At 65.2% G+C, this 21,666-nt stretch carries 24 protein-coding genes and 1 pseudogene; 16 read left to right on the forward strand and 9 right to left on the reverse strand.

All coding sequences use genetic code 11. The features are described from left to right. The first annotated feature begins 129 nt into the window (after positions 1-129). A pseudogene (locus ACI0FO_RS20305) lies at positions 130-1,064 on the forward strand (SDR family oxidoreductase). On the opposite strand, the gene ACI0FO_RS20310 reads toward ACI0FO_RS20305, so the two are convergent. Continuing rightward, positions 1,001-1,753 carry a TetR/AcrR family transcriptional regulator gene (locus tag ACI0FO_RS20310; RefSeq protein ID WP_416029559.1) on the reverse strand — a complete coding sequence of 251 codons (753 nt, stop codon included), beginning with the start codon at positions 1,751-1,753 and terminating at the stop codon, positions 1,001-1,003. The pseudogene ACI0FO_RS20305 and the gene ACI0FO_RS20310 overlap by 64 nt on opposite strands. A gap of 100 nt (positions 1,754-1,853) precedes the next feature. Here ACI0FO_RS20310 and ACI0FO_RS20315 point away from each other — a divergent pair, with 100 nt between their 5' ends. The 3 genes from ACI0FO_RS20315 to ACI0FO_RS20325 all read left to right on the forward strand — a co-directional run bounded on the left by ACI0FO_RS20315 (position 1,854) and on the right by ACI0FO_RS20325 (position 6,240). Beyond that, entirely contained in the window at positions 1,854-3,476 is a 1,623-nt protein-coding gene (locus tag ACI0FO_RS20315) for an acyl-CoA synthetase (RefSeq protein WP_416029561.1), read from the forward strand. A 143-nt stretch (positions 3,477-3,619) separates the two neighbouring features. Continuing rightward, positions 3,620-5,476 carry a phosphoenolpyruvate carboxykinase (GTP) gene (locus tag ACI0FO_RS20320; protein WP_416029563.1) on the forward strand — a complete coding sequence of 619 codons (1,857 nt, stop codon included), beginning with the start codon at positions 3,620-3,622 and terminating at the stop codon, positions 5,474-5,476. Positions 5,477-5,604: 128 nt separating this feature from the next. After that, positions 5,605-6,240 (forward strand): class I SAM-dependent DNA methyltransferase, encoded by a 636-nt coding sequence (locus ACI0FO_RS20325; RefSeq protein WP_416029565.1) that lies wholly within the window; start codon positions 5,605-5,607, stop codon positions 6,238-6,240. Here the strand turns inward: ACI0FO_RS20325 and ACI0FO_RS20330 are convergent. Further along, a complete protein-coding gene (locus tag ACI0FO_RS20330; protein ID WP_416029567.1) occupies positions 6,222-7,085 on the reverse strand; it encodes a pirin family protein in 864 nt (287 codons plus the stop codon). The genes ACI0FO_RS20325 and ACI0FO_RS20330 overlap by 19 nt on opposite strands. A 221-nt stretch (positions 7,086-7,306) precedes the next feature. Here ACI0FO_RS20330 and ACI0FO_RS20335 point away from each other — a divergent pair, with 221 nt between their 5' ends. Beyond that, complete coding sequence (locus tag ACI0FO_RS20335; RefSeq protein WP_416029569.1) at positions 7,307-7,843, forward strand: DNA-deoxyinosine glycosylase; 537 nt, start codon at positions 7,307-7,309, stop codon at positions 7,841-7,843. Between the two features lie 40 nt (positions 7,844-7,883). Here the strand turns inward: ACI0FO_RS20335 and ACI0FO_RS20340 are convergent, their stop codons facing one another. Beyond that, the gene (locus tag ACI0FO_RS20340; RefSeq protein ID WP_416029571.1) at positions 7,884-9,557 is read right to left on the reverse strand and encodes an ABC-F family ATP-binding cassette domain-containing protein; all 1,674 of its coding nucleotides are present in this window, start codon (positions 9,555-9,557) and stop codon (positions 7,884-7,886) included. Positions 9,558-9,750: 193 nt separating this feature from the next. Further along, entirely contained in the window at positions 9,751-10,236 is a 486-nt protein-coding gene (locus ACI0FO_RS20345) for an Lrp/AsnC family transcriptional regulator (RefSeq protein WP_416029573.1), read from the reverse strand. A gap of 97 nt (positions 10,237-10,333) precedes the next feature. Between ACI0FO_RS20345 and ACI0FO_RS20350 the strand changes: the two genes are divergently transcribed. Then, positions 10,334-11,821 (forward strand): aminotransferase class V-fold PLP-dependent enzyme, encoded by a 1,488-nt coding sequence (locus tag ACI0FO_RS20350; protein ID WP_416029575.1) that lies wholly within the window; start codon positions 10,334-10,336, stop codon positions 11,819-11,821. Here ACI0FO_RS20350 and ACI0FO_RS20355 read toward each other — a convergent pair whose 3' ends face one another. Continuing rightward, a complete protein-coding gene (locus tag ACI0FO_RS20355) occupies positions 11,822-12,190 on the reverse strand; it encodes a hypothetical protein (RefSeq protein ID WP_416029577.1) in 369 nt (122 codons plus the stop codon). Positions 12,191-12,430: 240 nt separating this feature from the next. On the opposite strand from ACI0FO_RS20355, the gene fmdA reads away from it, so the two are divergent. Both fmdA and ACI0FO_RS20365 read left to right on the forward strand, forming a co-directional pair. Next, a complete protein-coding gene (fmdA, locus tag ACI0FO_RS20360) occupies positions 12,431-13,660 on the forward strand; it encodes a formamidase (protein WP_416029579.1) in 1,230 nt (409 codons plus the stop codon). A gap of 9 nt (positions 13,661-13,669) precedes the next feature. Then, a complete protein-coding gene (locus ACI0FO_RS20365; RefSeq protein ID WP_416029581.1) occupies positions 13,670-14,002 on the forward strand; it encodes an FmdB family zinc ribbon protein in 333 nt (110 codons plus the stop codon). Positions 14,003-14,254: 252 nt separating this feature from the next. On the opposite strand, the gene ACI0FO_RS20370 is transcribed toward ACI0FO_RS20365, so the two are convergent. Further along, the gene (locus ACI0FO_RS20370; protein ID WP_416029582.1) at positions 14,255-14,992 is read right to left on the reverse strand and encodes an ABC transporter substrate-binding protein; all 738 of its coding nucleotides are present in this window, start codon (positions 14,990-14,992) and stop codon (positions 14,255-14,257) included. A 92-nt stretch (positions 14,993-15,084) separates the two neighbouring features. After that, positions 15,085-15,510 (reverse strand): copper resistance protein NlpE, encoded by a 426-nt coding sequence (locus ACI0FO_RS20375; RefSeq protein WP_416029584.1) that lies wholly within the window; start codon positions 15,508-15,510, stop codon positions 15,085-15,087. 140 nt (positions 15,511-15,650) lie between these two features. Between ACI0FO_RS20375 and ACI0FO_RS20380 the strand changes: the two genes are divergently transcribed. From ACI0FO_RS20380 to ACI0FO_RS20415, 8 genes are all read left to right on the forward strand, one after another. After that, the gene (locus tag ACI0FO_RS20380) at positions 15,651-16,133 is read left to right on the forward strand and encodes an OsmC family protein (RefSeq protein ID WP_416029586.1); all 483 of its coding nucleotides are present in this window, start codon (positions 15,651-15,653) and stop codon (positions 16,131-16,133) included. Beyond that, positions 16,130-16,795, forward strand: coding sequence for a glutathione S-transferase family protein (locus ACI0FO_RS20385; RefSeq protein ID WP_416029588.1), 666 nt, complete (start codon positions 16,130-16,132; stop codon positions 16,793-16,795). The genes ACI0FO_RS20380 and ACI0FO_RS20385 overlap by 4 nt, the downstream gene beginning before the upstream one ends. Positions 16,796-16,843: 48 nt before the next feature. Beyond that, positions 16,844-17,395, forward strand: coding sequence for a cysteine hydrolase family protein (locus tag ACI0FO_RS20390; RefSeq protein WP_416029590.1), 552 nt, complete (start codon positions 16,844-16,846; stop codon positions 17,393-17,395). Between the two features lie 18 nt (positions 17,396-17,413). Next, entirely contained in the window at positions 17,414-17,647 is a 234-nt protein-coding gene (locus tag ACI0FO_RS20395; RefSeq protein ID WP_416029592.1) for a DUF3820 family protein, read from the forward strand. A 148-nt stretch (positions 17,648-17,795) separates the two neighbouring features. Beyond that, on the forward strand, positions 17,796-18,125 hold the full coding sequence (locus ACI0FO_RS20400; protein WP_416029594.1) for a hypothetical protein: 330 nt from the start codon (positions 17,796-17,798) through the stop codon (positions 18,123-18,125). Between the two features lie 101 nt (positions 18,126-18,226). Next, positions 18,227-19,480: an Hsp70 family protein gene (locus ACI0FO_RS20405; protein WP_416029596.1), complete on the forward strand. Its 1,254-nt coding sequence runs from the start codon at positions 18,227-18,229 to the stop codon at positions 19,478-19,480. Positions 19,481-19,595: 115 nt separating this feature from the next. Next, positions 19,596-20,183, forward strand: coding sequence for an NUDIX domain-containing protein (locus ACI0FO_RS20410; RefSeq protein ID WP_416029598.1), 588 nt, complete (start codon positions 19,596-19,598; stop codon positions 20,181-20,183). A 1-nt stretch (position 20,184) separates the two neighbouring features. After that, the gene (locus ACI0FO_RS20415) at positions 20,185-20,526 is read left to right on the forward strand and encodes a 2Fe-2S iron-sulfur cluster-binding protein (protein ID WP_416029600.1); all 342 of its coding nucleotides are present in this window, start codon (positions 20,185-20,187) and stop codon (positions 20,524-20,526) included. Here ACI0FO_RS20415 and ACI0FO_RS20420 read toward each other — a convergent pair. Together ACI0FO_RS20420 and ACI0FO_RS20425 are read right to left on the reverse strand one after the other, a co-directional pair. Next, positions 20,507-20,968, reverse strand: coding sequence for a hypothetical protein (locus tag ACI0FO_RS20420; RefSeq protein ID WP_416029602.1), 462 nt, complete (start codon positions 20,966-20,968; stop codon positions 20,507-20,509). The two genes, ACI0FO_RS20415 and ACI0FO_RS20420, sit on opposite strands and share 20 nt — an antisense overlap. Then, positions 20,922-21,620 carry a DUF899 domain-containing protein gene (locus tag ACI0FO_RS20425; protein WP_416029604.1) on the reverse strand — a complete coding sequence of 233 codons (699 nt, stop codon included), beginning with the start codon at positions 21,618-21,620 and terminating at the stop codon, positions 20,922-20,924. The genes ACI0FO_RS20420 and ACI0FO_RS20425 overlap by 47 nt, the downstream gene beginning before the upstream one ends. Positions 21,621-21,666: the final 46 nt, after the last annotated feature.

Genomic DNA, 21,666 nt, shown 5'->3' on the forward strand with positions numbered 1-21,666 from the left:
TCCCGTTGTATTGAATATGGCTCAATAAATTCGGTCTGTATAGGCAATGATTCTAAGATTATTTTGGGTAATTCTCGATTCATTCCCTTTAAATATTGAGTTATCCTCAAAAAAATAACGGAGCGAGACATGAATCCACAATCGGGCGGCGGCGCCGCCGATCAGCGTTACGCATCGGTGTTCCGGCCGGGGCTTTACGACGGCAAGACCATTCTGGTGACGGGCGGCGGCAGCGGTCTGGGGCGCTGCACCGCGCACGAGTTGGCTGCGCTGGGCGCGAGCCTGGCCCTGGTGGGCCGCAAGCGGGACAAACTGGAGGCGACGGGCGAGGCGCCCGTGTCTATCCGGAAGCGGCTGGGCGCATCAGCCTGCATGCCTGCGACATTCGCGACGAGGCCGGCGTGCGCGGCGCGGTCACCGATGTGCTGACGCGTCACGGCGCCATCGACGGCTTGTTCAATTGCGCCGGGGGGCAGTTCCCGGCGCCGCTGGACCGCATCAGTTTCAATGGCTGGAACGCAGTGGTCCAGAACAACTTGCACGGCACCTTCCTGATGGCGCGCGAGGTCTATACACAGCACATGCGGCAGCATGGCGGGGCCATCGTCAACATGCTGGCGGACATCTGGGGCGGCATGCCCGGCATGGGGCATTCCGGCGCGGCGCGCGCCGGCGTCTGGAACCTGACCGAAACCGCGGCCTGCGAGTGGGCGCACGCGGGCGTGCGCGTCAATGCGGTGGCGCCGGGCTGGATCGCATCCAGCGGCATGGATAGCTACGACGACAAATACCGCGCCGTGTTGCGCGAACTGAAGACCAAGGTGCCGCTGCAACGCTTTGGAACCGAGGCCGAACTGGCGGCGGCCGTCGTGTTCCTGCTGTCGCCCGCGGCGGCTTTCATCAACGGCAGCGTCATCCGCGTGGACGGGGGCGTGCCCAACGCCCGGCACTCCTGGACCTTGCGGCCCGCCGAGCGCGGCGACGTCTATAGCGGCTTTCCTCAGTATGTGCGGCCGACCTTGTTCTCGGACTCCCCGGACTCGTCGGACACGTCGGACGCCTGAAGGCGATGCAGCGCGTCGCGCACTTCTCCGCGGAACCGGGCCAGCGCCAGCGTGTCCTGGCGAGGCGGCTGCAAGGCTTGCCAGAGGAAACCCACCAACTGGTCGGCCGTGGCCGCGACGTCGACGCGCGCGCCACGCAGGATGGCGTCCCACAGCACATGCTCCATCGGGCCGTAGACCGACGAGCGCAGCAGCCGCAAGGGCATGTCGCGGCGGATATCGCCGTCCGCCTGGCCCTGCGCCAGGATGCGCATCAGCGGCGCGGTGTAGCGGCGCTGCAAGCCGGCGTAGACCTCGCCGAAATCGTCATTGCGGGCGCGTCCTTCGGAAAGGATGAAGGCGCACAGCCCCGGCCCCTCGGCCAGCAGGTGCCTCAGGTGCGTATGCACCAGATAGTGCAGCTGGGCGCGGGCGCCCTGCACGTGGGGCAGGCTGTCTTCCACCTTGCCGATGATCTCGTCGTACCAATCGCTGATCACCCGGACGCACAGTTCCCGCTTGCCGCCGAAGTAAGTGAATATCGTGGCTTCGGAAACGCCCAGCCGCTGGGCGATCTCGGTCGTTGTGGCCGCCTGGAAGCCGGCCTCGGAGAACACCTGGCGGGCCATGTGCAGGATGTCGCGGATGCGCTGCTCGGATTTTGCGCTGGCCGGTGGGCGGCGGATCGGGACGGCGGGGGTTTTTTCCATGCGGACGGCAAAGGGGCGGGTAGGCGAGCTTATTATTGAGCCAGGGTCAAGCAAGTAGAGCAAGCCCTGGATGATCCATAACAACATCAGAGACTAAACCATGCTGTCCCGAGCGGAATCCTATAAGCGGCTTGTGTCCCAATTCCAATGGCAGGTGCCGGCGGCGTTCAACATCGGCGTCGACGCCTGCGACAAATGGGCGGACGGCAGCGGGCGCGTGGCCCTGATCTACGAAAAAAGCGACGGCGAGCAAACGCGCTATACCTTCGACGACATCAAGGCGCAGTCCAACCGCCTGGCGCACAGCCTGACGCGCCATGGCGTGCGGCGCGGCGACCGCGTGGCGGTGTACCTGCCGCAAGCGCCCGAGACCGCAGTGACGCACATTGCCGTCTACAAGATGGGCGCGGTGGCGGTGCCCCTGTTCACACTGTTCGGCGTCGACGCCATTCAGTACCGGTTGGCCAACAGCGGCGCGGCCGCCCTGGTCACCGACGCCGACGGCTGCCGCAAGCTGCGCGAAATCCGCGCCAGCCTGCCGGACCTGAAGGTCATCTATTGCATCGACGGCGAAGGCGAGGGCGGCGCGGTGCCGTTCCATCCGGCGCTGGCCGCTGAGTCCGACGACTACCCCCCGGTGCCGACGGCGGCGGACGACCCTGCCGTCATCATTTATACGTCGGGCACCACGGGCAAGCCCAAGGGCGCGCTGCACGCGCATCGCGTTCTGCTGGGGCACCTGCCCGGCGTGGAGATGTCGCATGAATTCTTCCCCGAAAACGCCAAGCTGATGTGGACGCCGGCTGATTGGGCATGGATCGGCGGCCTGCTGGACGTGCTGCTGCCGTCGTGGCACCACGGCGTGCCGGTGCTGGCGCGCCGTTTCGAGAAATTCGACGGCACGTCCGCCCTGGAACTGATGGCGCGCCACGGCGTGACCCACACCTTCCTGCCGCCCACCGCGCTGAAGATGATGCGCGGCGCGCCCTATCCCGAGGGCGCGGGTCCCCTGGCGCTGCGCTCGGTGGCCAGCGGCGGGGAATCGCTGGGCGCCGAGCTGATCGACTGGGGCCGCCGGGTGCTGGGCGTCACCATTAACGAGTTTTACGGGCAGACCGAATGCAACATGCTGGTGTCGTCGTGTTCGTCGCTGTTCGACCCGGAAATCGGCTCGATCGGCCGCGCCGCGCCGGGGCATCGGGTGGCTATTGTGGATGACCAGGGCGTGGAAGTGGCCGATGGACAAGAGGGCAACATCGGCGTATTGCGGCCAGATCCCGTCATGTTCCTGGGCTACTGGAACAACCCCGAGGCCACCGCCGAGAAATTCGTGGGCGACTACCTGCTGACCGGCGACCTGGGCGTGCGCGACGCGCAAGGCTTCATCCGCTTCGTGGGCCGCAACGACGACGTCATCACCAGCGCCGGCTATCGCATCGGTCCGGCCCCCATCGAAGATTGCCTGATCGGCCATCCCGCCGTGCGCATGGCGGCGGTGGTGGGCGTGCCCGACGAGCAGCGCACGGAAATCGTGATGGCCTATGTGGTGCTGAACGACGGCTTCGACGGCGACGACGCGCTCATCAAGGCCTTGCAGGCGCATGTCCGCACCCGTTTGGCCGCGCACGAATACCCGCGCGCGATCCGGTTTGTAACCAGTTTGCCAACTACCGCCACGGGCAAGATCATCCGTCGGGAGTTGCGCGACGGCCGCTACGTTTGAGCCGGTCTCAACCCGTGACAAACTCGTCCATGTGGATGGGTTGACGGGTTGCCCAGCGCTGCAAGTATGATGGCGCAAATTACATACGGCCCCAGCTGAATTGGGGCCGTATCACCATTTGTCTATGTATGGAGATAGCCCCAATGAATAAGCCATTGGATGGGGGCCTTGCGGCGTTGAACGTGCCGGCCTACGTCAAGCATCGCGGCCTGATCGACTGGGTGGCCAGCTTCGTCGCGTTGGCCAAGCCGGATCGCGTCGTGTGGTGCGACGGTTCGCAAGAAGAATATGACCGCCTGTGCGAACAGATGGTCCAATCCGGTACGATGCGCAGGCTGAATCCCGCCAAGCGGCCCAATTCCTTCCTGGCGTGTTCGGATCCTTCCGACGTCGCGCGCGTCGAAGACCGCACCTTCATCTGTTCGGACCGGCCCGAAGACGCCGGCCCCACCAACAACTGGGCCGATCCGGCCCAGATGCGCGACACCCTCAATGGCCTGTTCGACGGCGCCATGCGTGGCCGCACCCTGTATGTCGTGCCGTTCTCGATGGGCCCGCTGGGCTCGGATATCGCGCACATCGGCGTGGAACTGTCGGACAGCCCGTATGTGGCCGTGAACATGCGCATCATGACGCGCATGGGCAAGCAGGTCTACGACGTGCTGGGCGCCGACGGCGATTTCGTGCCTTGCGTGCATTCCGTGGGCAAGCCCCTGGCCGACGGCGAAGCCGATGTGGCCTGGCCGTGCAACCCGACCAAGTACATCGTGCATTTCCCCAAAAGCCGCGAGATCTGGAGCTACGGCTCGGGCTATGGCGGCAACGCGCTGCTGGGCAAGAAGTGCTTTGCACTGCGCATCGCCTCCACGATGGGGCGCGACCAGGGCTGGCTGGCCGAACACATGCTGATCCTGGGCGTGACGTCGCCCAAGGGCCGCAAATACCACGTGGCCGCCGCATTCCCGTCCGCCTGCGGCAAGACCAACTTCGCCATGCTGATCCCGCCGCAAGGCATGGACGGCTGGAAGGTCACCACGATCGGCGACGACATCGCCTGGATCAAGCCGGGCGCCGACGGCCGCCTGCACGCCATCAACCCGGAAGCCGGCTATTTCGGCGTGGCGCCGGGCACTAGCGAGCAGACCAACTTCAACGCCATGGCCACCCTGAAGGCCAACGTCATTTTCACCAACGTGGCCTTGACCGATGATGGCGACGTCTGGTGGGAAGGCATGACCGACACGCCGCCCGCGCACCTGATCGACTGGCAGGGCCAGGACTGGACGCCCGCCATCGCGCGCGAAACCGGCCGCAAGGCCGCGCACCCGAACGCGCGCTTCACCGCGCCGGCCGCGCAATGCCCGTCCATCGATCCTGAATGGGAAAACCCCGAAGGCGTGGTCATCGATGCCTTTATCTTCGGCGGCCGCCGCTCCACCACGGTGCCGCTGGTGACCGAGGCGCGCAACTGGGTCGAAGGCGTCTACATGGCCGCGACCATGGGTTCGGAAACCACCGCCGCCGCCGTCGGGCAGCAGGGCGTGGTGCGCCGCGACCCCTTCGCCATGCTGCCGTTCTGCGGCTACAACATGAGCGACTACTTCAACCACTGGCTGAAGCTGGGCAAGCAGATGGAAGCCGCGGGCGCCACCTTGCCGCGCATCTACTGCGTCAACTGGTTCCGCAAGGGTCCGGACGGCAAGTTCGTCTGGCCCGGGTTTGGCGAGAACATGCGCGTGCTGCGCTGGATGCTGGGCCGCATCGACGGCCAGTCCAAGGGCGTGGACCAAGTGTTCGGCATCTCGCCCAGCTATCAGGACATCGACTGGACGGGGTTGGAATTCACCCCGGACAAGTTCGATCAGGTCATGTCGGTGGACGCCGGCGCCTGGCGCGACGAACTGGCGCTGCACGATGAGCTGTTCGGCCAGTTGGCCCAGGGCCTGCCCGAAGACCTGCCGGCCACCAAGGTCAAGATCGAAGGGCGCCTGGTAGCCTGACCGCTGACTGCGTCTGAAAAGCCCGCGCGCCGCATAGGCGCGCGGGCTTTTTTCTTTCATATCTGTGTGGGCAAGAAGTCCAAGCGGATGGGGCTGCGCGGCATGACGGAACGAGGCACAATGGCTTGATGAAACTGGACCCTGAAGACCTTGCCAAGATCAGCGCGCTGACGCTCGCGCATTACGAAGAGAACGCGGAATCGTTCGAGGCCGGCACGCGTGACCACGATGTCAGCCAGAATATCGGCGCGTTGCTACGGCATATCCAGGGCGAGCCGCCCTATGACATCCTGGACCTGGGTTGCGGCCCGGGCCGCGATCTCAAGACCTTTGCCGCCTTGGGCCATCGGCCGGTGGGGTTGGACGGCACGCCGCGTTTTGTCGAGATGGCGCGCGCGGCCAGTGGGTGCGAAGTCTGGCACCAGGACTTCCTGAAACTGGCTTTGCCCGCGGAACGCTTTGACGGCATCTTCGCCAATGCCGTGCTGTTCCATGTGCCCGGTCAGGAACTGCCCCAGGTGCTGCGCGCCTTGCGCGGCACGCTGAAACCGGGCGGCGTCCTGTTCACGTCCAACCCGCGAGGCGGCAATCAGGAAGGTTGGAACCGTGGGCGCTATGGCGTCTATCACGACCGGGACGGGTGGCGCCGCCTGCTGGCGGACGCCGGGTTCGAAGAGCTTGAACACTATTACCGTCCCGAAGGACTGCCCCGCGACCAACAGCCCTGGCTGGCCAGCGTCTGGCGTCAGTGCATCTTCCCGTAGCGGCCGGCGTTGAAGTCCTGAATGGCTTCGACGATTTCCGCTTGCGAGTTCATCACGAACGGACCGTATCCCACCACCGGCTCATCGATCGGCTCGCCGCTCAGGACCAGGAACAAGGCATCGTTGTTGGCTTCGACGGTGATGTCTTCCCCTTCCTGCGAGAACAACGCCAGATGCGCGTCGCGAGCAACGGATTCCCCATTGACCAGCACCGTGCCGCGCAGCACCACCAGCATGCTGTTGCGGCCAGCGGCGACGGGGAAGGTCGCTGCCTTGCCTGCATTCAGGCGCACATCCCACACGTCCATGGGCGTGAAGGTGCGCGCCGGACCGGCCTGGCCCGCGAAGCTGCCCGCGATCACGCGCAGCGAACCTGCGCCGTCCGGCAACGCCACCACGGGAATGTCCGCACTGAGGATGCCCTGGTAACCGGCCGCCGCGGTTTTGTCGCGGGCAGGCAGGTTTACCCATAGCTGCACCATTTCCAGCTCGCCACCCGACCGGGTGAACGCGGGGGAATGGAATTCCTCATGCAGGATGCCCGAAGCCGCCGTCATCCATTGCACATCGCCGGGGCCGATGACGCCGCCGTTGCCGGTGGAATCGCGGTGCTCGACTTCGCCGCTGTAGACGATGGTCACGGTTTCAAAACCGCGATGGGGGTGCTGGCCTACGCCGCGCGGATGGTCGGCCGGCTCGAACGTGGCCGGGCCGGCATAATCCAGCAGCAGGAACGGGCTGACGTTCTTGCCTTTATCGTTGTAGGAGAACATCGAGCGCACCGGGAAGCCGTCGCCCACCCAGTGGGGGCGGGGAGCGGCGTGCAAACCGAGGATCTTCTTCATGGTATCTATTCCTATTGCGCGGCCCCTGCGGGACCGTTCGTCATAGGGTTAAAGATAAGGGCGGAACGATCGTTTCGGTAGTCCCCCCGGCTGGTAAGCACTGTTCCATATATCGGACGATAAAAGCAAGGTCGGCGCGCTGGGGCAAAGGTCTCCTGGGTTGCTAGCCGACTGCGGCGTCCGCCCGGGCGGGCGGGTGCCGTCTGACGTATCCTGCGCAAATGGAACAACGCGTGGATACCGCGCCGCAAGGGCGCAACGAACAAGTTTGGGGCTTTGTCCCTGTCGCCACCCCTGGCTCGCGGGTGTTGGTGCTGGGCTCCATGCCCGGCGTCGCCTCGCTGAAGCAGGCGCGTTATTACGCGCACCCCCGCAATGCGTTCTGGCCCATCGCGGGCCGCGTCCTGGGCTTCGATTTCGCCCTGGACTACCCGCAGCGGCTGCATGCCTTGCAAGTCGCGGGCGTCGCGCTATGGGACGTTCTACAAGCCTGCGAACGTCCCGGCAGCCTGGATGCCGATATCCGCCCTGACACGCTGGTCCCCAACGACTTCGCCGCCTTCCTGGCCGCCCATCCCGCCATCATCCGCATCTGCTTCAACGGCGGCAAAGCGGCCGCCCTGTTCCGCCGTTACGTGTTGCCGACGCTACCCCGGGCCGACCTGGAATACGTGGACCTGCCGTCCACCAGCCCTGCGCACGCCGCCGCCTCTTTCGAGAAGAAGCTCGCCGCCTGGCAAAAAGCGCTGACTGCCTGAACACCCAGAGGGGTGGTAGGTCACCCTTGAAGCAACGGTGTCAGCATGACGACACGTGCCAAGCCGCCGTGCCGGAATGCGGGCTATCTAGACTCAGCCTGTGCGTTGGCGCAATCGCGTCCAAAAACGCCGTATCGTGCGACACAACTACCATCGCGCCCGGATACGCTTTTAGCGCGTCCTCTAACGCCTCCGCCGACGCAATATCCAGGTGGTTCGTGGGTTCATCCAGCAGCAGCAATTGCGCGGGCCGCTCGCGCCACAATGCGCGCGCCAGGGCCGCCTTGACGCGTTCGCCACCGCTCAGCGTTTCCGCAGGGGCGTCGACCAAGGCAGGGCCCAGCCCCAGCAAAGCCAGGCGGCTGCGCAGCTCGCCTTCGGGCAGGGATGTGCCCAGGGTTTCCAGGGTTGCCAGCAATGATCGGCCGTCCGGCAAACCCGTAGCACGCTGATCCAGCATGGCGGTGGGCACACGCACGTCGCATGTGCCCTGCTTGGCGCCAAGCTCGCCAGCCAGCATCGACAAGAGGGTGCTCTTGCCGCACCCATTCGGTCCGTGGACAGCCAGCCGGAACGGGCCGCTCAGGGTCAGGCTCACTGCCTGCGCGTTTGCGGGATAAGGAGGCACGGCGTTTTCCAGATGCAGGACGCGCCGTCCCTGGGGGACGACTGTTTCTGGCAGCGCCAGCGCCACGCCCGGTGTGGGCGTCACGCGCGCCGCGGCTTGCTTGACGGCATCGTCAAGCGCGGCGCTTGTTTGCTGTCGGCGCAGGTGTTCGCGGCCGGCATGCCCTTGGGCATTTGCCTTTTTCATGCCCAGCAGGATGGCCGCCTGGTTGGCGTCGCGTGCTTGGCGGGCGTTACGCGCGCTGCGTTGGAGTAGGGCGTCGTGTTGTTGCCGCAGCGCGCGCAAGCCGGCCACGCGTTCGTGGCGGGCATGCGCCAGCGCGGCGTCGGCGGCGGCGGATTGCAGGCGGCGTTGAGCGCGATAGGCGCTGTAATTGCCTGCATGGCCGCTGAGCGTGCCGCGGTCCAATTCGACGATGTGGCACATGGCGTCCAGCAAGGCGCGGTCGTGACTGACGATGATCAGGCCGCCGCGCCATGCGTTGATTCTCTCCATAAGCCAGCCGCGCGCCCGCGTATCCAAATGGTTGCTGGGTTCGTCCAACAGCAGGCCGTCCGCGCCTTGCAACAGGGCGCCTGCAAGCGCTACACGGGTCAACTCGCCGCCGCTTGCGGCGCGGGCGGGATAGTCCGGCGCCCAGGCCGGCAGCCCCGCGTCGGCAAGCATGCGGGACCAATCATCTTGAATCAGCCAATGCCCATCGGCCAAATCGAAGTCGGTCTGCGCGGTGCTTCCGGCTTGGATGTTGGACAGGGCGCGCAGAATGGCGCCTATGCCAGCAACGTCGGCCAAGGTGGCGCCGGGTTCATGCGTGTGGGTCTGGGGCACGTAGGCGATACGCCCGTGGCGCGCGACACGGCCCGAATGCGCAATCAGGCCGCCCTGCAATACGCGCAGCAGTACGGACTTGCCTGTTCCGTTGCGCCCGACCAGCCCGTGGCGCGTCACGGCAAAGTCATGGCTGATATCGTCCAGCAGAACGCGGCCATCGGGCAGCGCGTAGCTGACGTGGTGCAGGGCGATGAAAGAAGCCGCCGCAGGCGGTTGAGGATGCGCCTGGGCCGGCGCGTGCGAAGACTGGGCCATGGAGAGCTCTCCGGATCAATGAGACGCCTTGCGCGCAAGGCGGCAAGGAGGATCAGGGGGGAGGGCTTAGAGAATCATGGCCTGGCGGGTCTCCGCGATGGGATCAATGGACGGTTCGAACGAGCCGGTGCGGGAAAGTTCCCGCGAGGGGCGGGCGCATCTGTGCGCGCCTACGCCCGAAAGCGTAAGAATATCAGCCTTCCAGCACGCGAAGATCGGGCGGGCGGTTTTCAATAATCGCTTCCATGCTGAAGAAGCCGGTCACCGTTGATAACTCAAAATCCGTGATCAGCTTCTGATAGAAGCGGTCATAACCCGCCATGCCGCGACAGACCACCTTGATCAGATAGTCCCAGTCGCCGCCAATGCGGTAGAACTCGGTCACCTCGGGCAGGCGCTCCACGTGTTGGCGAAACCCGTCCGCCCAGGCTTTGGCGTGGTGGTTGGTGCGGATCATCACGAATACGGTCAAGTCCAGCCCTAGCGCGGCCAGGCTGACCTCGGCCCGCGTGCCGCGGATGATTCCGCAGGCATTCAAGCGCTGCAGGCGGCGCCAGCATGCGTTTTGCGACAAACCCACCCGATCCGCCAGCTCCCGCTGAGACAGTGCGCCGTCTTTTTGCAGGCAGCTGATGATGCTGAGATCAAGTTTATCTATTTTTTCCATTTGTTCGATCATTTGATCTGTTTTTGCCGGTTTTAAGCAAAATATCGGTGATGTTTCATCATGGCTTCCATCGTATGATATTTCAGAATCTATCGGAATCCGCGCCACCATGAATACGCCCATTGCCACCGGCCCCGCCAAGCCCACCCTCTTGCAGCAGTTTCAAGAAAGCCTGAAAACCGGCGACGTCGCCGCGGCGCTCGCCGAAGGGCTTATCGGCAAGGACGCCGTCGTGGACGGCCCGTTTGGCACGAAGCCGCTGGTCTACGCGGACTACGTCGCATCCGGCCGCGCTTTGATGCAGGTGGAACGCTTCATCCTCGAACAAGTGCTTCCGTATTACGCCAACTCGCACACCGAGGCGTCCTATTGTGGTGGGTTCATCACGCGGTTGCGCCGCGAAGCGCGCGCCGCCGTCGGCCGGTGCTGCGGCGCCGGCGACGAGCACGCGGTGATTTTCGCGGGCTCGGGCGCAACGGCCGGCATCAATCGGCTGGTTCACTTGTTCGGCGTGCATGCGGCCATTGCAGCGGGTCGGAAAGTCCGCGTGATCATCGGTCCGTATGAACATCACTCGAACATTCTGCCCTGGCGCGAATGCGGCGCCGAACTCATCGAATTGGGTGAAAACCCCGAAGGCGGACCGGATCTGGCCGAGTTGGCCGCCGCGTTGCAAGCGCCGGGCGGCACGCTCGTCGTCTGCGCGCTGTCGGCGGCTTCGAACGTGACCGGCATCGTCGCGGATGTCCCGGCCATCACGCGGCTGGTCAAACGGTCGGGCGCAAAAATGCTGTGGGACTACGCCGGCGGCGCGCCGTACCTGTCCGTTCAGATGTCGCCGGCGCCGGATGCGCAGATCGACGCCATCGTGTTCTCGCCGCATAAGTTCATCGGCGGCCCGGGCGCCTCCGGCGTGCTGATCGTGCGGCGCGACGCCGTAACGGAGACGACGCCGACGTGGCCGGGCGGCGGCACCGTCAAATTCGTGTCGCCGGTGGGGCACGATTACAGCGGCAGCCTGGAATCCCGCGAAGAAGCGGGCACGCCCAACGTCGTGGGCGACATCCGCGCCGCGCTGGTCCTGCTGGTGAAGGAAGCGTTGGGCGCCGACTTCATGCAGCAACGCAACGCGCAATTCGTGCAGCGGGCGCTTGGCGCCTGGAAAAACGTCGAGCAACTGGAGCTGCTGGGATCGCTGACGGCTCACCGTCTGCCGATCTTCTCTTTCCGGGTTCGCAACGGCAAGGGCGGTTTCGTGCATCAGCAACTGGTCACCCGCATGTTGAGCGACCGCTTCGGCATCCAGGCCCGCGGCGGTTGCGCATGCGCCGGGCCTTATGTCCATCGCCTGCTCGATATTGGCGAGGATCAGTCGCTGCAAATGCGCCAGGCCATCCTTGACGGCCGCGAAATCGAAAAACCGGGATTTGTCAGACTGAATTTCAGCGCGCTGTTGCCTGACGCGAAGGCCGAGTTCATTCTGGAGTCGGTGCGCGCGTTGGCTGCGGACGCTGCCGATTTCGAAGGGCTGTATGGCTTCGATCCCAGCCGTGCCATTTTCTTCCCGAAAAGCGCCGAACTGGCCGCCGCGGCCTGATCAGTCTTTCATCTGCGGGCCGCAGGTCCGGATCCAGGCAGCCTTCATGTCGGCAAGGTCGTCCGACGCGCGGGTCAGCGTCTTGACGACCTGATCCGAGAAGGCCGCGCCCTCGCGGCGACACGCCTCGAAATCGTCGCTGAGCGCAAAGCGCGCATCCAGCAAGTCCAGGCGGCCTTGGCACAGGTCGCGATTCAATTGCAGGTCGTTAGATGCTTCGCGTGTGCGTTGCACGTCCTGCGCGCGTTTGACGCTGGCCAGCCCGGCGTCGATCCGCGCCACGCAATCGTCGGCGGCATGCGCGGACGCCCCCGCGCAGGCGGTGATGATCAGGAAGGCGGCCAGGGGCCGGCGGTGCGGAACTGCCATGCGGTGAACCTTGATGTGACGCTGAAGATGGTTCGCATCATAACTGCCGCGAAAACGCGTTGCGCCCGGTTGCGGCGCGGGCGCTGCCACTGCATGGAAAACCAGTATGGCAAATCGCCTGAACACGTCTACCATCGCTAACAGGTCAACGATTCCGAAGATCCAATCCGGCAAGGAAATTGGACGCACATCCGGCTGAAGTTCTGTTTTATCAACACGTTATGTTGGAGATGAAAGAGAATGTCGAATACGCTCATCAAAGTCGATCTGGACCAGTCCCCTTACGAAAACAAGCAAATCCATAACCGATGGCATCCGGACATCCCGATGGCGGTCTGGGTCAAGCCCGGCGACGATTTCGTGCTGGAAACTTATGACTGGACCGGCGGCGCGATCAAAAATGACGACAGCGCCGACGATGTGCGCGACGTGGACCTGTCCACGGTGCACTTCCTGTCTGGCCCGGTGGGCGTCGAAGGCGCCGAGCCCGGCGACTTGCTTGTCGTGGATTTGCTGGACATCGGCGCCAAGCCCGATAGCCTGTGGGGCTTCAACGGGTTCTTCAGCCGCAATAACGGCGGCGGCTTCCTCACTGAGCACTTTCCGCATGCGCAGAAATCCATCTGGGATTTCCATGGCATGTTTACCTCGTCGCGCCACATTCCGGGCGTGAATTTCGCGGGCCTGATTCACCCCGGCCTGATCGGTTGCCTGCCCGACAAGAAGCTGCTGGATACCTGGAACCGTCGCGAGCAGGCATTGATCGACACTAACCCCAACCGCGTGCCGCCGCTGGCGAATCCGCCGGCGCCCAAGACGGCGCACATGGGCGCGTTGCAAGGCGCCGAACGCGATAAGGCTGCGGGCGAGGGCGCACGCACGGTGCCGCCGCGCGAACACGGCGGCAACTGCGACATCAAGGACTTGTCGCGCGGCGCGCGCGTCTTCTTTCCGGTCTACGTGAAGGGGGGCGGCCTGTCCGTGGGCGATCTGCACTTCTCGCAAGGCGACGGCGAGATCACGTTCTGCGGCGCGATTGAAATGGCGGGCTGGGTGCATATGCGCGTGACGCTGATCAAGGGCGGCATGGAGAAATACGCCATCAAGAATCCCATCTTCAAGCCCAGCCCGATCACGCCCGCCTACAAGGACTACCTGATCTTCGAGGGCATTTCGGTAGACGAGACGGGCAAGCAGCATTACCTGGACGTGAACGTGGCGTACCGGCAGGCGTGCCTGAACGCCATCGAATATCTGAAGAAGTTCGGCTATTCGGGCGCGCAGGCCTATTCGCTTCTGGGTTGCGCGCCGGTGCAGGGGCACATCAGCGGCGTGGTGGATATTCCCAACTCCTGCGCCACGCTCTGGCTGCCGACCGAGATCTTCGATTTCGATATCCAGCCGTCGGCGTCCGGGCCCGTCAAGCACATCAAGGGCGGGGTGGACATGCCGCTGTCGCGCGACCGCTAGGAGACAACGATGCCCATGTACGACTATGCCTGCGGCGATTGTGGCGAATTCGCCGTCTTGCGGCCGCTGGCGCAATGGCGCGATCCTGCGGATTGCCCGCAATGCGGCGCGGCGTCAGGCCGCATCATCGGCGGCGCGCCTGCGATTTCGGCGCTGTCTTCCGCCGTGAACCGCGCGCGCGCCGTCAATGAGCGCAGCGCCAACGAGCCGCGCAGTTCACGTTCGGGCCACGGCATGAATTGCGGATGTTGTTCCAGCGGGCGCGCATCCGGCAAGACGCGCACTACCGCGGATGGGGCCAAATCATTCGCGGGCGCAAGGCCCTGGATGATCAGTCACTAGGACGATGAAGTTGAAGCCAAAGGGCCGGATTGTCCGGCCCTTTTTCGTCGTGGGCCGTAGGATGGGTGAAGCGCGAGAATTCTTAAGCAAGGACATTGCGGCCCAGCGCGCGCAACCCATCAAGCAGCGGTTGCTTCCAGGCAGGGGCGGCCACAACGCGACGGCTGCTTGATGGGTTGCGCGCGTTGGGGTTTCATGTTCTTTCGCACAGTTTCTCGCGCTTCATCCATCCTACGTTTCCTTATTCCTTGTTCAGGCCTCCAGGGGCGCGACGGCGGCGCCCTGGATCTTGTGCCGGGCCAAGGCGTCGGCGACAAAGCCCGACTTTTTCATGGCTTCAACGAAGGCCGCCAGATAGGCGCCGGCCTTGGCGCCGCGGCTTTTGGGCACGCCCATCGCCTGGCGGATCAGCATGAAGTGGCCGTCCAGCAGGCGCAGCCCGCCCAGGCGCTGCGCATCGCCTTCCAATTGTTGCTTTACGCCGGCGGCCACTTCCATGTTTTCTTTCAGGAACGTATCCACGACGGCGGGCGAGGTGGGGGCGCGGAAAATATCGGCCTGCTTCAGCTCGCGGGTCAGATACAGGTCATAGGCGCTGCCCTTGCCGACCACGACGCGCTGGCCTTTGCGGTCGATCTGGTCCATGGCGGTGATGGGGGAGTCCTGACGCACCAGGTAGGCGCCCTCGATCACGACGTAGGGCGCGGTGAACGCGATCTGTTCGCCACGCAGCGGATCGATAGCAAAAAAGCCCACGTCCGCCTGTTCGGCGGCCACCGCGTTGACCGATTCACCGGCGGACTTGAACACCACCAGCTCCAGTTTCACGTCCAGGCGCCGCGCCAGCTCCGTGGCCAGATCCACCGATACGCCGCCGGGCAGGCCGGTGGCGGCGTCGGTGTTGGCCAGGATGGGGTTGCCCAGGTTGATGGACGCGCGCAGCGCCCCGGTGGGGGCGAAGGCGGAGAGCAGCTCGTGATCGGTCTTCATGGCTTCCTTGGGGTAGGGCCGCGCCGCCGGGCGCTGGCGATTCCAGAAGAATAGCCGGAAGACCGAGGCTTGCGCGATGCCCGGGGCGTGCCTTATTGCGCGCGCCGCAGCACATAGTGCGGCGCCAGCGGGCCGGTCGGGCGCGTGCCGTCGCGGTACAGCATGGTCACCTGGTTTTCGCCGACGAAATAGCGCTGGCTGTCGCCCGACGCGTCCAGCCGGATGGTGCTGCCGTCGGATTCCCAACTGAAGGCGCCCGTGACGATTTCGGGCTGCGGTTCGCGGTCCAGGTATTGGGTCTGGCGTTCGTAGCGGTCGCCTTTCAGCAGCGTCAACCGGGTTTTGATGCCGGGGCAGTCGGCGCAGGGCAGGGTGCCTTCATAGCTACCGGGCCAATCCAGCGCGTTGCGCGCGGTGTGGCCGTCGGCCGGCGTGTCGCGGGCGTCGTTGGCGTTGAAGGGGGCGCAGCCGGCAAGCAGGGCAAGGCTCAGGGTGCAGGTCAGGGTGGTTTTCATCATGGCGAGCTCCTGGTGGGAAAACGGGTTCACGATACGGACAGTACCCGGGGCATGCTGAAACGGGATGTAAAGCCCCGGGGGAAATGTGCGCTACGCTTGGGGTCTTCTGCTGCCGGACCGGCGCGCATACCAAAGCCATCATGACGAAAGCGAAAGGCGAACACCACTACACCGTCACGGTGAACTGGACCGGTAACACCGGCACCGGCACCTCCAGCTACGCGGCCTACTCGCGCGACCACGTGATCCGGGCTGAAGGCAAACCCGATGTGCCCGGGTCTTCCGACCCGGCTTTCCGGGGAGACCCGGCACGCTGGAATCCCGAGGACATGCTGGTCGCGTCGCTATCCGCCTGCCACAAGCTTTGGTATCTGCATTTTTGCGCGGTCGAAGGCGTCACGGTGGAGGCCTACCGCGACGACGCACAAGGCATCATGACCGAGGATCCCGCCCGCGGCGGCGCGTTCACCTGCGTCACCTTGCGCCCCGAGGTCACCATCCGCGCGGGCGATGACGCGGCGCTGGCCGCCGAACTGCACGACCGGGCGCACCACTTCTGCTTCATCGCGAATTCCGTGAATTTTCCGGTGCGTTGCGAGCCCCGCATCGTGTTTGCGCCATGACCGCCGCTGCGGGCAAGACCACAATCTGGGGGCGGCGCAGTTCGTTCAATGTGCAAAAGGTGCTGTGGCTGGCGGACGAATTGGGCCTGGATTACGAGCACGTGCCCGCAGGCGGGCAGTTCGGCCTATTGGAGTCGCCCGAATTCCTGCGGATGAACCCGCACGGCAAGGTGCCGGTGCTGCGCGACGCCGACGCGACCGTCTGGGAGTCTCACGCAATCTTGCGGTATCTGGCCGCACGCCATGGCGGCCCCGCATTCTGGCCGGAGCAGGCGGCGGCGCGCGCCCGTGCCGACGGCTGGATGGATTGGGCGCAGACCGCGTTGCAGCCCGCATTCCTGGGCGGCGTGTTTTGGGGCTACTACCGCACGCCCGAGGTGCAACGCGACGCTGCGGCCATCGCGCGCAGCCTCGACGCCACCCATGCCTGCCTGCGCAAACTGGATGACGCGCTGGCGGATCAGCCTTATCTGAGCGGGCAGGCGCTGGGCCTGGCGGACGTGCCGGCGGCGACGGCCTTGTACCGCTACTACGAGTTGGACATCCCGCATCCGCCCTTGCCGCATGTGCGCGCCTGGTACGACAGGCTGCAGGCGCGGCCTGCGTATCGTCAACAGGTGATGGTGCCGTTCGAAGAACTGCGCGGGCGGCTGGAATTCTGATGGTCACGGTAGGGTAGACTGCTTCGCACCGTATGAATGTGGATAGCCATGACAACCGCTTTGATAGTGATCGATGTGCAGCGCGCTTTGTTTGAAACGTCGCCGCCGCCCGCCGACGCCGACCAGGTTCTGGACCGCATCAATGATCTGACCGATCGTGCGCGCGCCGCAGGTGTGCCGGTGATTTATGTGCAGCACGAAAGTCCCGGTAGCGCGTTTTTTCCCGGGCAGCCCGCCTGGGAGCTTGATTCCCGCCTGAAGCCCATGCCGGAAGACGCCCGCGTGCGCAAGACCACCCCTGATTCGTTTCATGGCACGACCTTGAGCCAGACGCTGGCCGATGCGGGCGTGACGGAACTGGTCGTGTGCGGCTATGCCACCGAATTTTGCGTGGACACCACCGTGCGCCGCGCGGCGGGGCTGGGCCTGCCGGTCACGCTGGCCGCCGATGCCCACACCACGCAAGACAAGCCGCACGCGCCGGGCGCGCAGATCCGCGCGCACCACAACGCCACGCTGTCCGCGATATCCAGCTTCGGCGTCAAGATCGCGGCCGTGCCTGCCGCCGACATCGCCTTTTCCGCAACGGCATCCCGCTAAGGCCGCGCGTTTCGTTCGATGGATCCCGAACTTCTCCAATTGCTGGTCACCCGCGACATGCCTTTCGGCAAGTACAAGGGGCGGTTGATCGCCGATCTGCCGGGCCCGTATCTGGCCTGGTTCGCGCGCAAGGGATTTCCCCCCGGGGAACTGGGCCGTTTGCTGGCCTTGATGCACGAACTGGACCACAACGGCCTGTCGTCGTTGTTGGCGCCCCTGCGCAAATCCCGGCCCGCCACACCCAAGGCATAGGCCCGAAACGGCGGGAAACAACTCTGCTTGCCGCTGTAGCGTCTTGGCACGTCCCCCGCTGGCGGGGGACGCTACGATAAGGCGATTCGTCCGGGGCGGGCCCACGCCGTTGCACGCTCGGACGATTGCTTACCAAACAGAGGTCGCCATGAAAAAACACACCCTTTCCGCCTTCCTGTTCGCGGCTTTGTGCGCGGCTGGCGCTGCGCAGGCCCAAGACGCTACGCAGGCCACGCGCGAATACCAATATCCCAGTTCGCCCTCCAAGGACGGCAGCCAGTCGCCGCCTTCCACCTTGCGCATGACGGTGACGCCGGCGCCGGGTGCTGCCCCCGCGGTCATCCGGGATTCGGCGGAAAGCCAGGCCCAGTACGTGCGTTGCCGCGAGGTTTCGGACCGTGCCGCGGTGTCCAATGCGCAAATGCAGGCCGGCGTGGCGCAATGCCTGAAAGAGCTGGAGCAGCGCCGGCAGCAGTAAGGGCGTCGCATGGGGAAAGGGCAGGCAGGGACGACAGCAGCCTACTGGCCGCGAAGCGAGTACACTTGTCCGCCGTTTTGCTATAAGCCCCAGAATTCTCCATGATTTCCTCTGCATGCGGCGTCGACTTCGGTACGTCCAACTCCACCGTAGGCTGGAGCCGCCCCGACCAACGCGCGCTCCTCGCCCTGGAAGACGGCAAGACCACCTTGCCATCGGCCATTTTTTTCCATGACGAAGACGCCGAGGTCAGCTATGGCCGCGCGGCCATTTCCGACTACCTGGCGGGCTACGACGGGCGCTTGATGCGTTCGATGAAAAGCCTGTTGGGCAGTTCGCTGATCGATGGGTCGACGGAAGTGCAGGGGCGTTCCATCCCATTCCGCGTGCTGCTGACGCGTTTCATCGCGGAATTGAAGCGTCGCGCTGAAACGGCCGCGGGCCGTGATTTCACGCGTGCCGTGCTGGGGCGGCCGGTCTTCTTCGTGGACGACAACGCCGCGGCCGACCAGACCGCCCAAGACACCTTGGGCGAAATCGCGCGCAGTGTCGGCTTCACCGACATCGAGTTCCAGTTCGAACCGCTGGCTGCCGCATTCGACTACGAATCGCAGATCGACCGCGAAGAGCTGGTCCTGGTCATCGACATCGGCGGCGGCACGTCCGACTTCTCGCTGATCCGGTTGGGGCCGGACCGCGCCGGCAAGGCCGACCGTCGCGACGACATCCTGGCCTATGGCGGCGTGCATATCGGCGGCGTGGATTTCGACAAGCAACTGAGCCTGGCGCACGTCATGCCGCTGCTGGGGCTGGGCAGCCAGTTGCGCAGCGGTAAGGACGTGCCCTCCACGCAGTACGGCAACCTGGCCTGCTGGCACACCATCAACCAGGCCTACACGCGCAAGGCAGCGGAACATTTCGCCTACATTCGCGCCGAAGCCGGCGACCGCGAGAAGATCGACCTGCTGTTGAACCTGGTCAAGCAACGCGCGGGCCACTGGGTGGCGGTGCAGGTGGAAGAGGCCAAGATTGCGCTGTCGGAAGCGCCGTCGGCCCGTATCGACCTTTCGCGCATCGCGCCGGAACTGGGGGTGGACGTAACGCGCCCGTCGTTCGACGCCTGCGTGGGGCGCTTGATCGAAAAGGTCGAAACCACGGTGGGCGCGCTGTTGCGCGACGCCGGCGTGACCACGGCCCATGTGGATACGGTGTTTTTCACCGGCGGTTCCAGCCGCGTGCCGCGCCTGCGCGAAACCGTGTCGGCGCTGGTGCCGGGCGCGCGCAGCGTGGAAGGCGACCTGTTCGGCAGTATCGGCGCTGGCCTGGCGCTGGACGCCCGCCGCAAATTCGACTGACAGGCGGGGGCAGGGCGCGGCGCTGGCCGCCCGGTCGGCGATGGTAAGCTGCATTGCTTGCCGAAGGCGCTGCGGCGCCTGCCTGTTCCAAGACCCCAGACCCCGACGCGCCCTCATGACCCGCCCGACCGATACCCATCTTGTTGAAACCCTGGTGACCAGCGAAGCGCCTTATGAAGGCAGCTTTCTGAAGATCCGCCGGGACACCGTCAGCCTGCCCAACGGCAACACGGCCGTGCGGGAATACGTCGTGCATCCCGGCGCGGTCGTGGTGATCCCCTTGCTGGATGACGGCCGGGTCTTGCTTGAACGCCAGTTCCGCTATCCGATCGGGCGCGTCATGACCGAATTTCCGGCCGGCAAGCTGGACCCGGGCGAAGACCCGCTGGTCTGCGGCAAGCGCGAACTGCTTGAAGAAACCGGCTATACCGCCGACCAATGGGCCCATGCGGGCGCCTTGCATCTGGCTATCGCCTATTCCACCGAGATCATCCACATCTTCTTCGCGCGCGGCTTGCGCGCCGGTCCGCGCCAACTCGATCAAGACGAATTCCTGGACGTGATCAGCGCGGATCCCGCCGAATTGCTGGCAGCGTGCAGCAAGGGCGAAGTGACCGATGCCAAGACGCTGACCTGCGTGCTGTGGATGCAAAATGTGCTGTCTGGCGCATGGCAGCTGGACTGGCAGGACAACGCCGGCTGACATGCCCGCGTTCCCGGTCCTGGTCCAACCCGCCGGCCTGCGTTTCGACGCCGATGCCGGCACATCCGTCTTGCTGGCGGCGCAGGCGGCAGGCATCAAGCTGCCCAGCTCGTGCCGCAACGGCACCTGCCGTGCCTGCATGTGCCTGATGCTTGAAGGCTCGGTAGCCTATGGCATCGAATGGCCCGGCCTGTCGCGCGACGAGAAGGAAGAAGGGTGGATCCTGCCTTGCGTGGCGCACGCCACCTCGGCCCTCGAGATCCAGGCGCCCCTGGCGGCGTTGATCGACACCGCGCCCGCCACACCGGCCGTGGCCCGGCCCCTTACCGGCGCGCGGCGCTAAAGGCAAAAACCGGCAACAGCCCAACGGCCATGCCGGCCGCCATGCCCAGCGCCATGCCGCCAAAGGGCGACGCGCCCAATGGAAGCGCCGCCATCACGCCCAGCCGCGCGCCCAACACCATTCCGACCGCCATCGCCAATGCGCAGACCAAGCGTTGCGCAAGCGGTGGGGCGGACGCCCGTCCCGCCGGCCATGGCGCCAGCGCAGCCAAAGCCATCGCGGCGCTGCTGGCGGGCATCAGGGCGCCGTGCCGCCTTGCCATGTCCAGCAGCCCGCCCGGCGCGCCGCATTCGCTGGCCAACAGCGCCGCGGGCGTCAAGCGGGTGTCGATCCATAGCCCCACCGCCATGGCCGCCAGGCAGGCGAACCACAGCGCCGCCATGGCGCGCGCGCCGTCAGGCGCAGGCGTGGCACGCCTTGGACGCGTCGTCGTACCGGTCATGGTGGCGGACCCAGTCGCCCAGGTTGAAGTGCGGGCCGGTTTCATTGCGGCCCAGCGGCGCGAAATCCAGATAGTTGTACGCGCCGACCAAGCGTTCCACGCCGCGTTCGAAGGCCGAGTAGGTGTGGAAAATCTCGCCGTCGGGATCGTGGAAGAACGCGCTGGCGCCCGAGCGTTCCTCCACGCTGCCATCGGCCCGCGGCACCGAGGCATGGAGGTCGAAGTTGAAGTCGCAGCCCTCGGACGAGAACCAATCGAAGCGCCAACCCATGCGCCGTTTGAAGGCGTCCAGCTTGGCCAGCGGCGCGCGCGACACCGCCACCACCGATACGTCGTGATGGCGCAAATGCGTCAGGGCGCTGTCCAGGTGATCGGCCAGGAACGAACAGCCTACGCAGCCTTCGTCCCAATCCGGGCCGTACATGAAGTGATAAAGGATCAATTGGCGTTTGCCGGCGAACAAGTCAGCCAGTCCGAGGGGACCGCTGGCGCTTTGGAATTGGTAGGGCTTGTCCACCCGCACCCATGGCAGTTCGAGCCGGTCACGGGCCAGGGCGTCCTGGGCCCGCGTCATGGCTTTTTCACGGTCTAGCAGGGCCTGACGGGCGGCGTCCCATTGCGGACGGGAAACGACGGGATGTGGGGTTTGCATGGTGCGACTCCTTTGCATGGGGGCCGGCGGGGCCCGGGCGGCAAAC

The organism is Achromobacter marplatensis (assembly GCF_049060505.1).
Taxonomy (GTDB): domain Bacteria; phylum Pseudomonadota; class Gammaproteobacteria; order Burkholderiales; family Burkholderiaceae_B; genus Achromobacter; species Achromobacter marplatensis_A.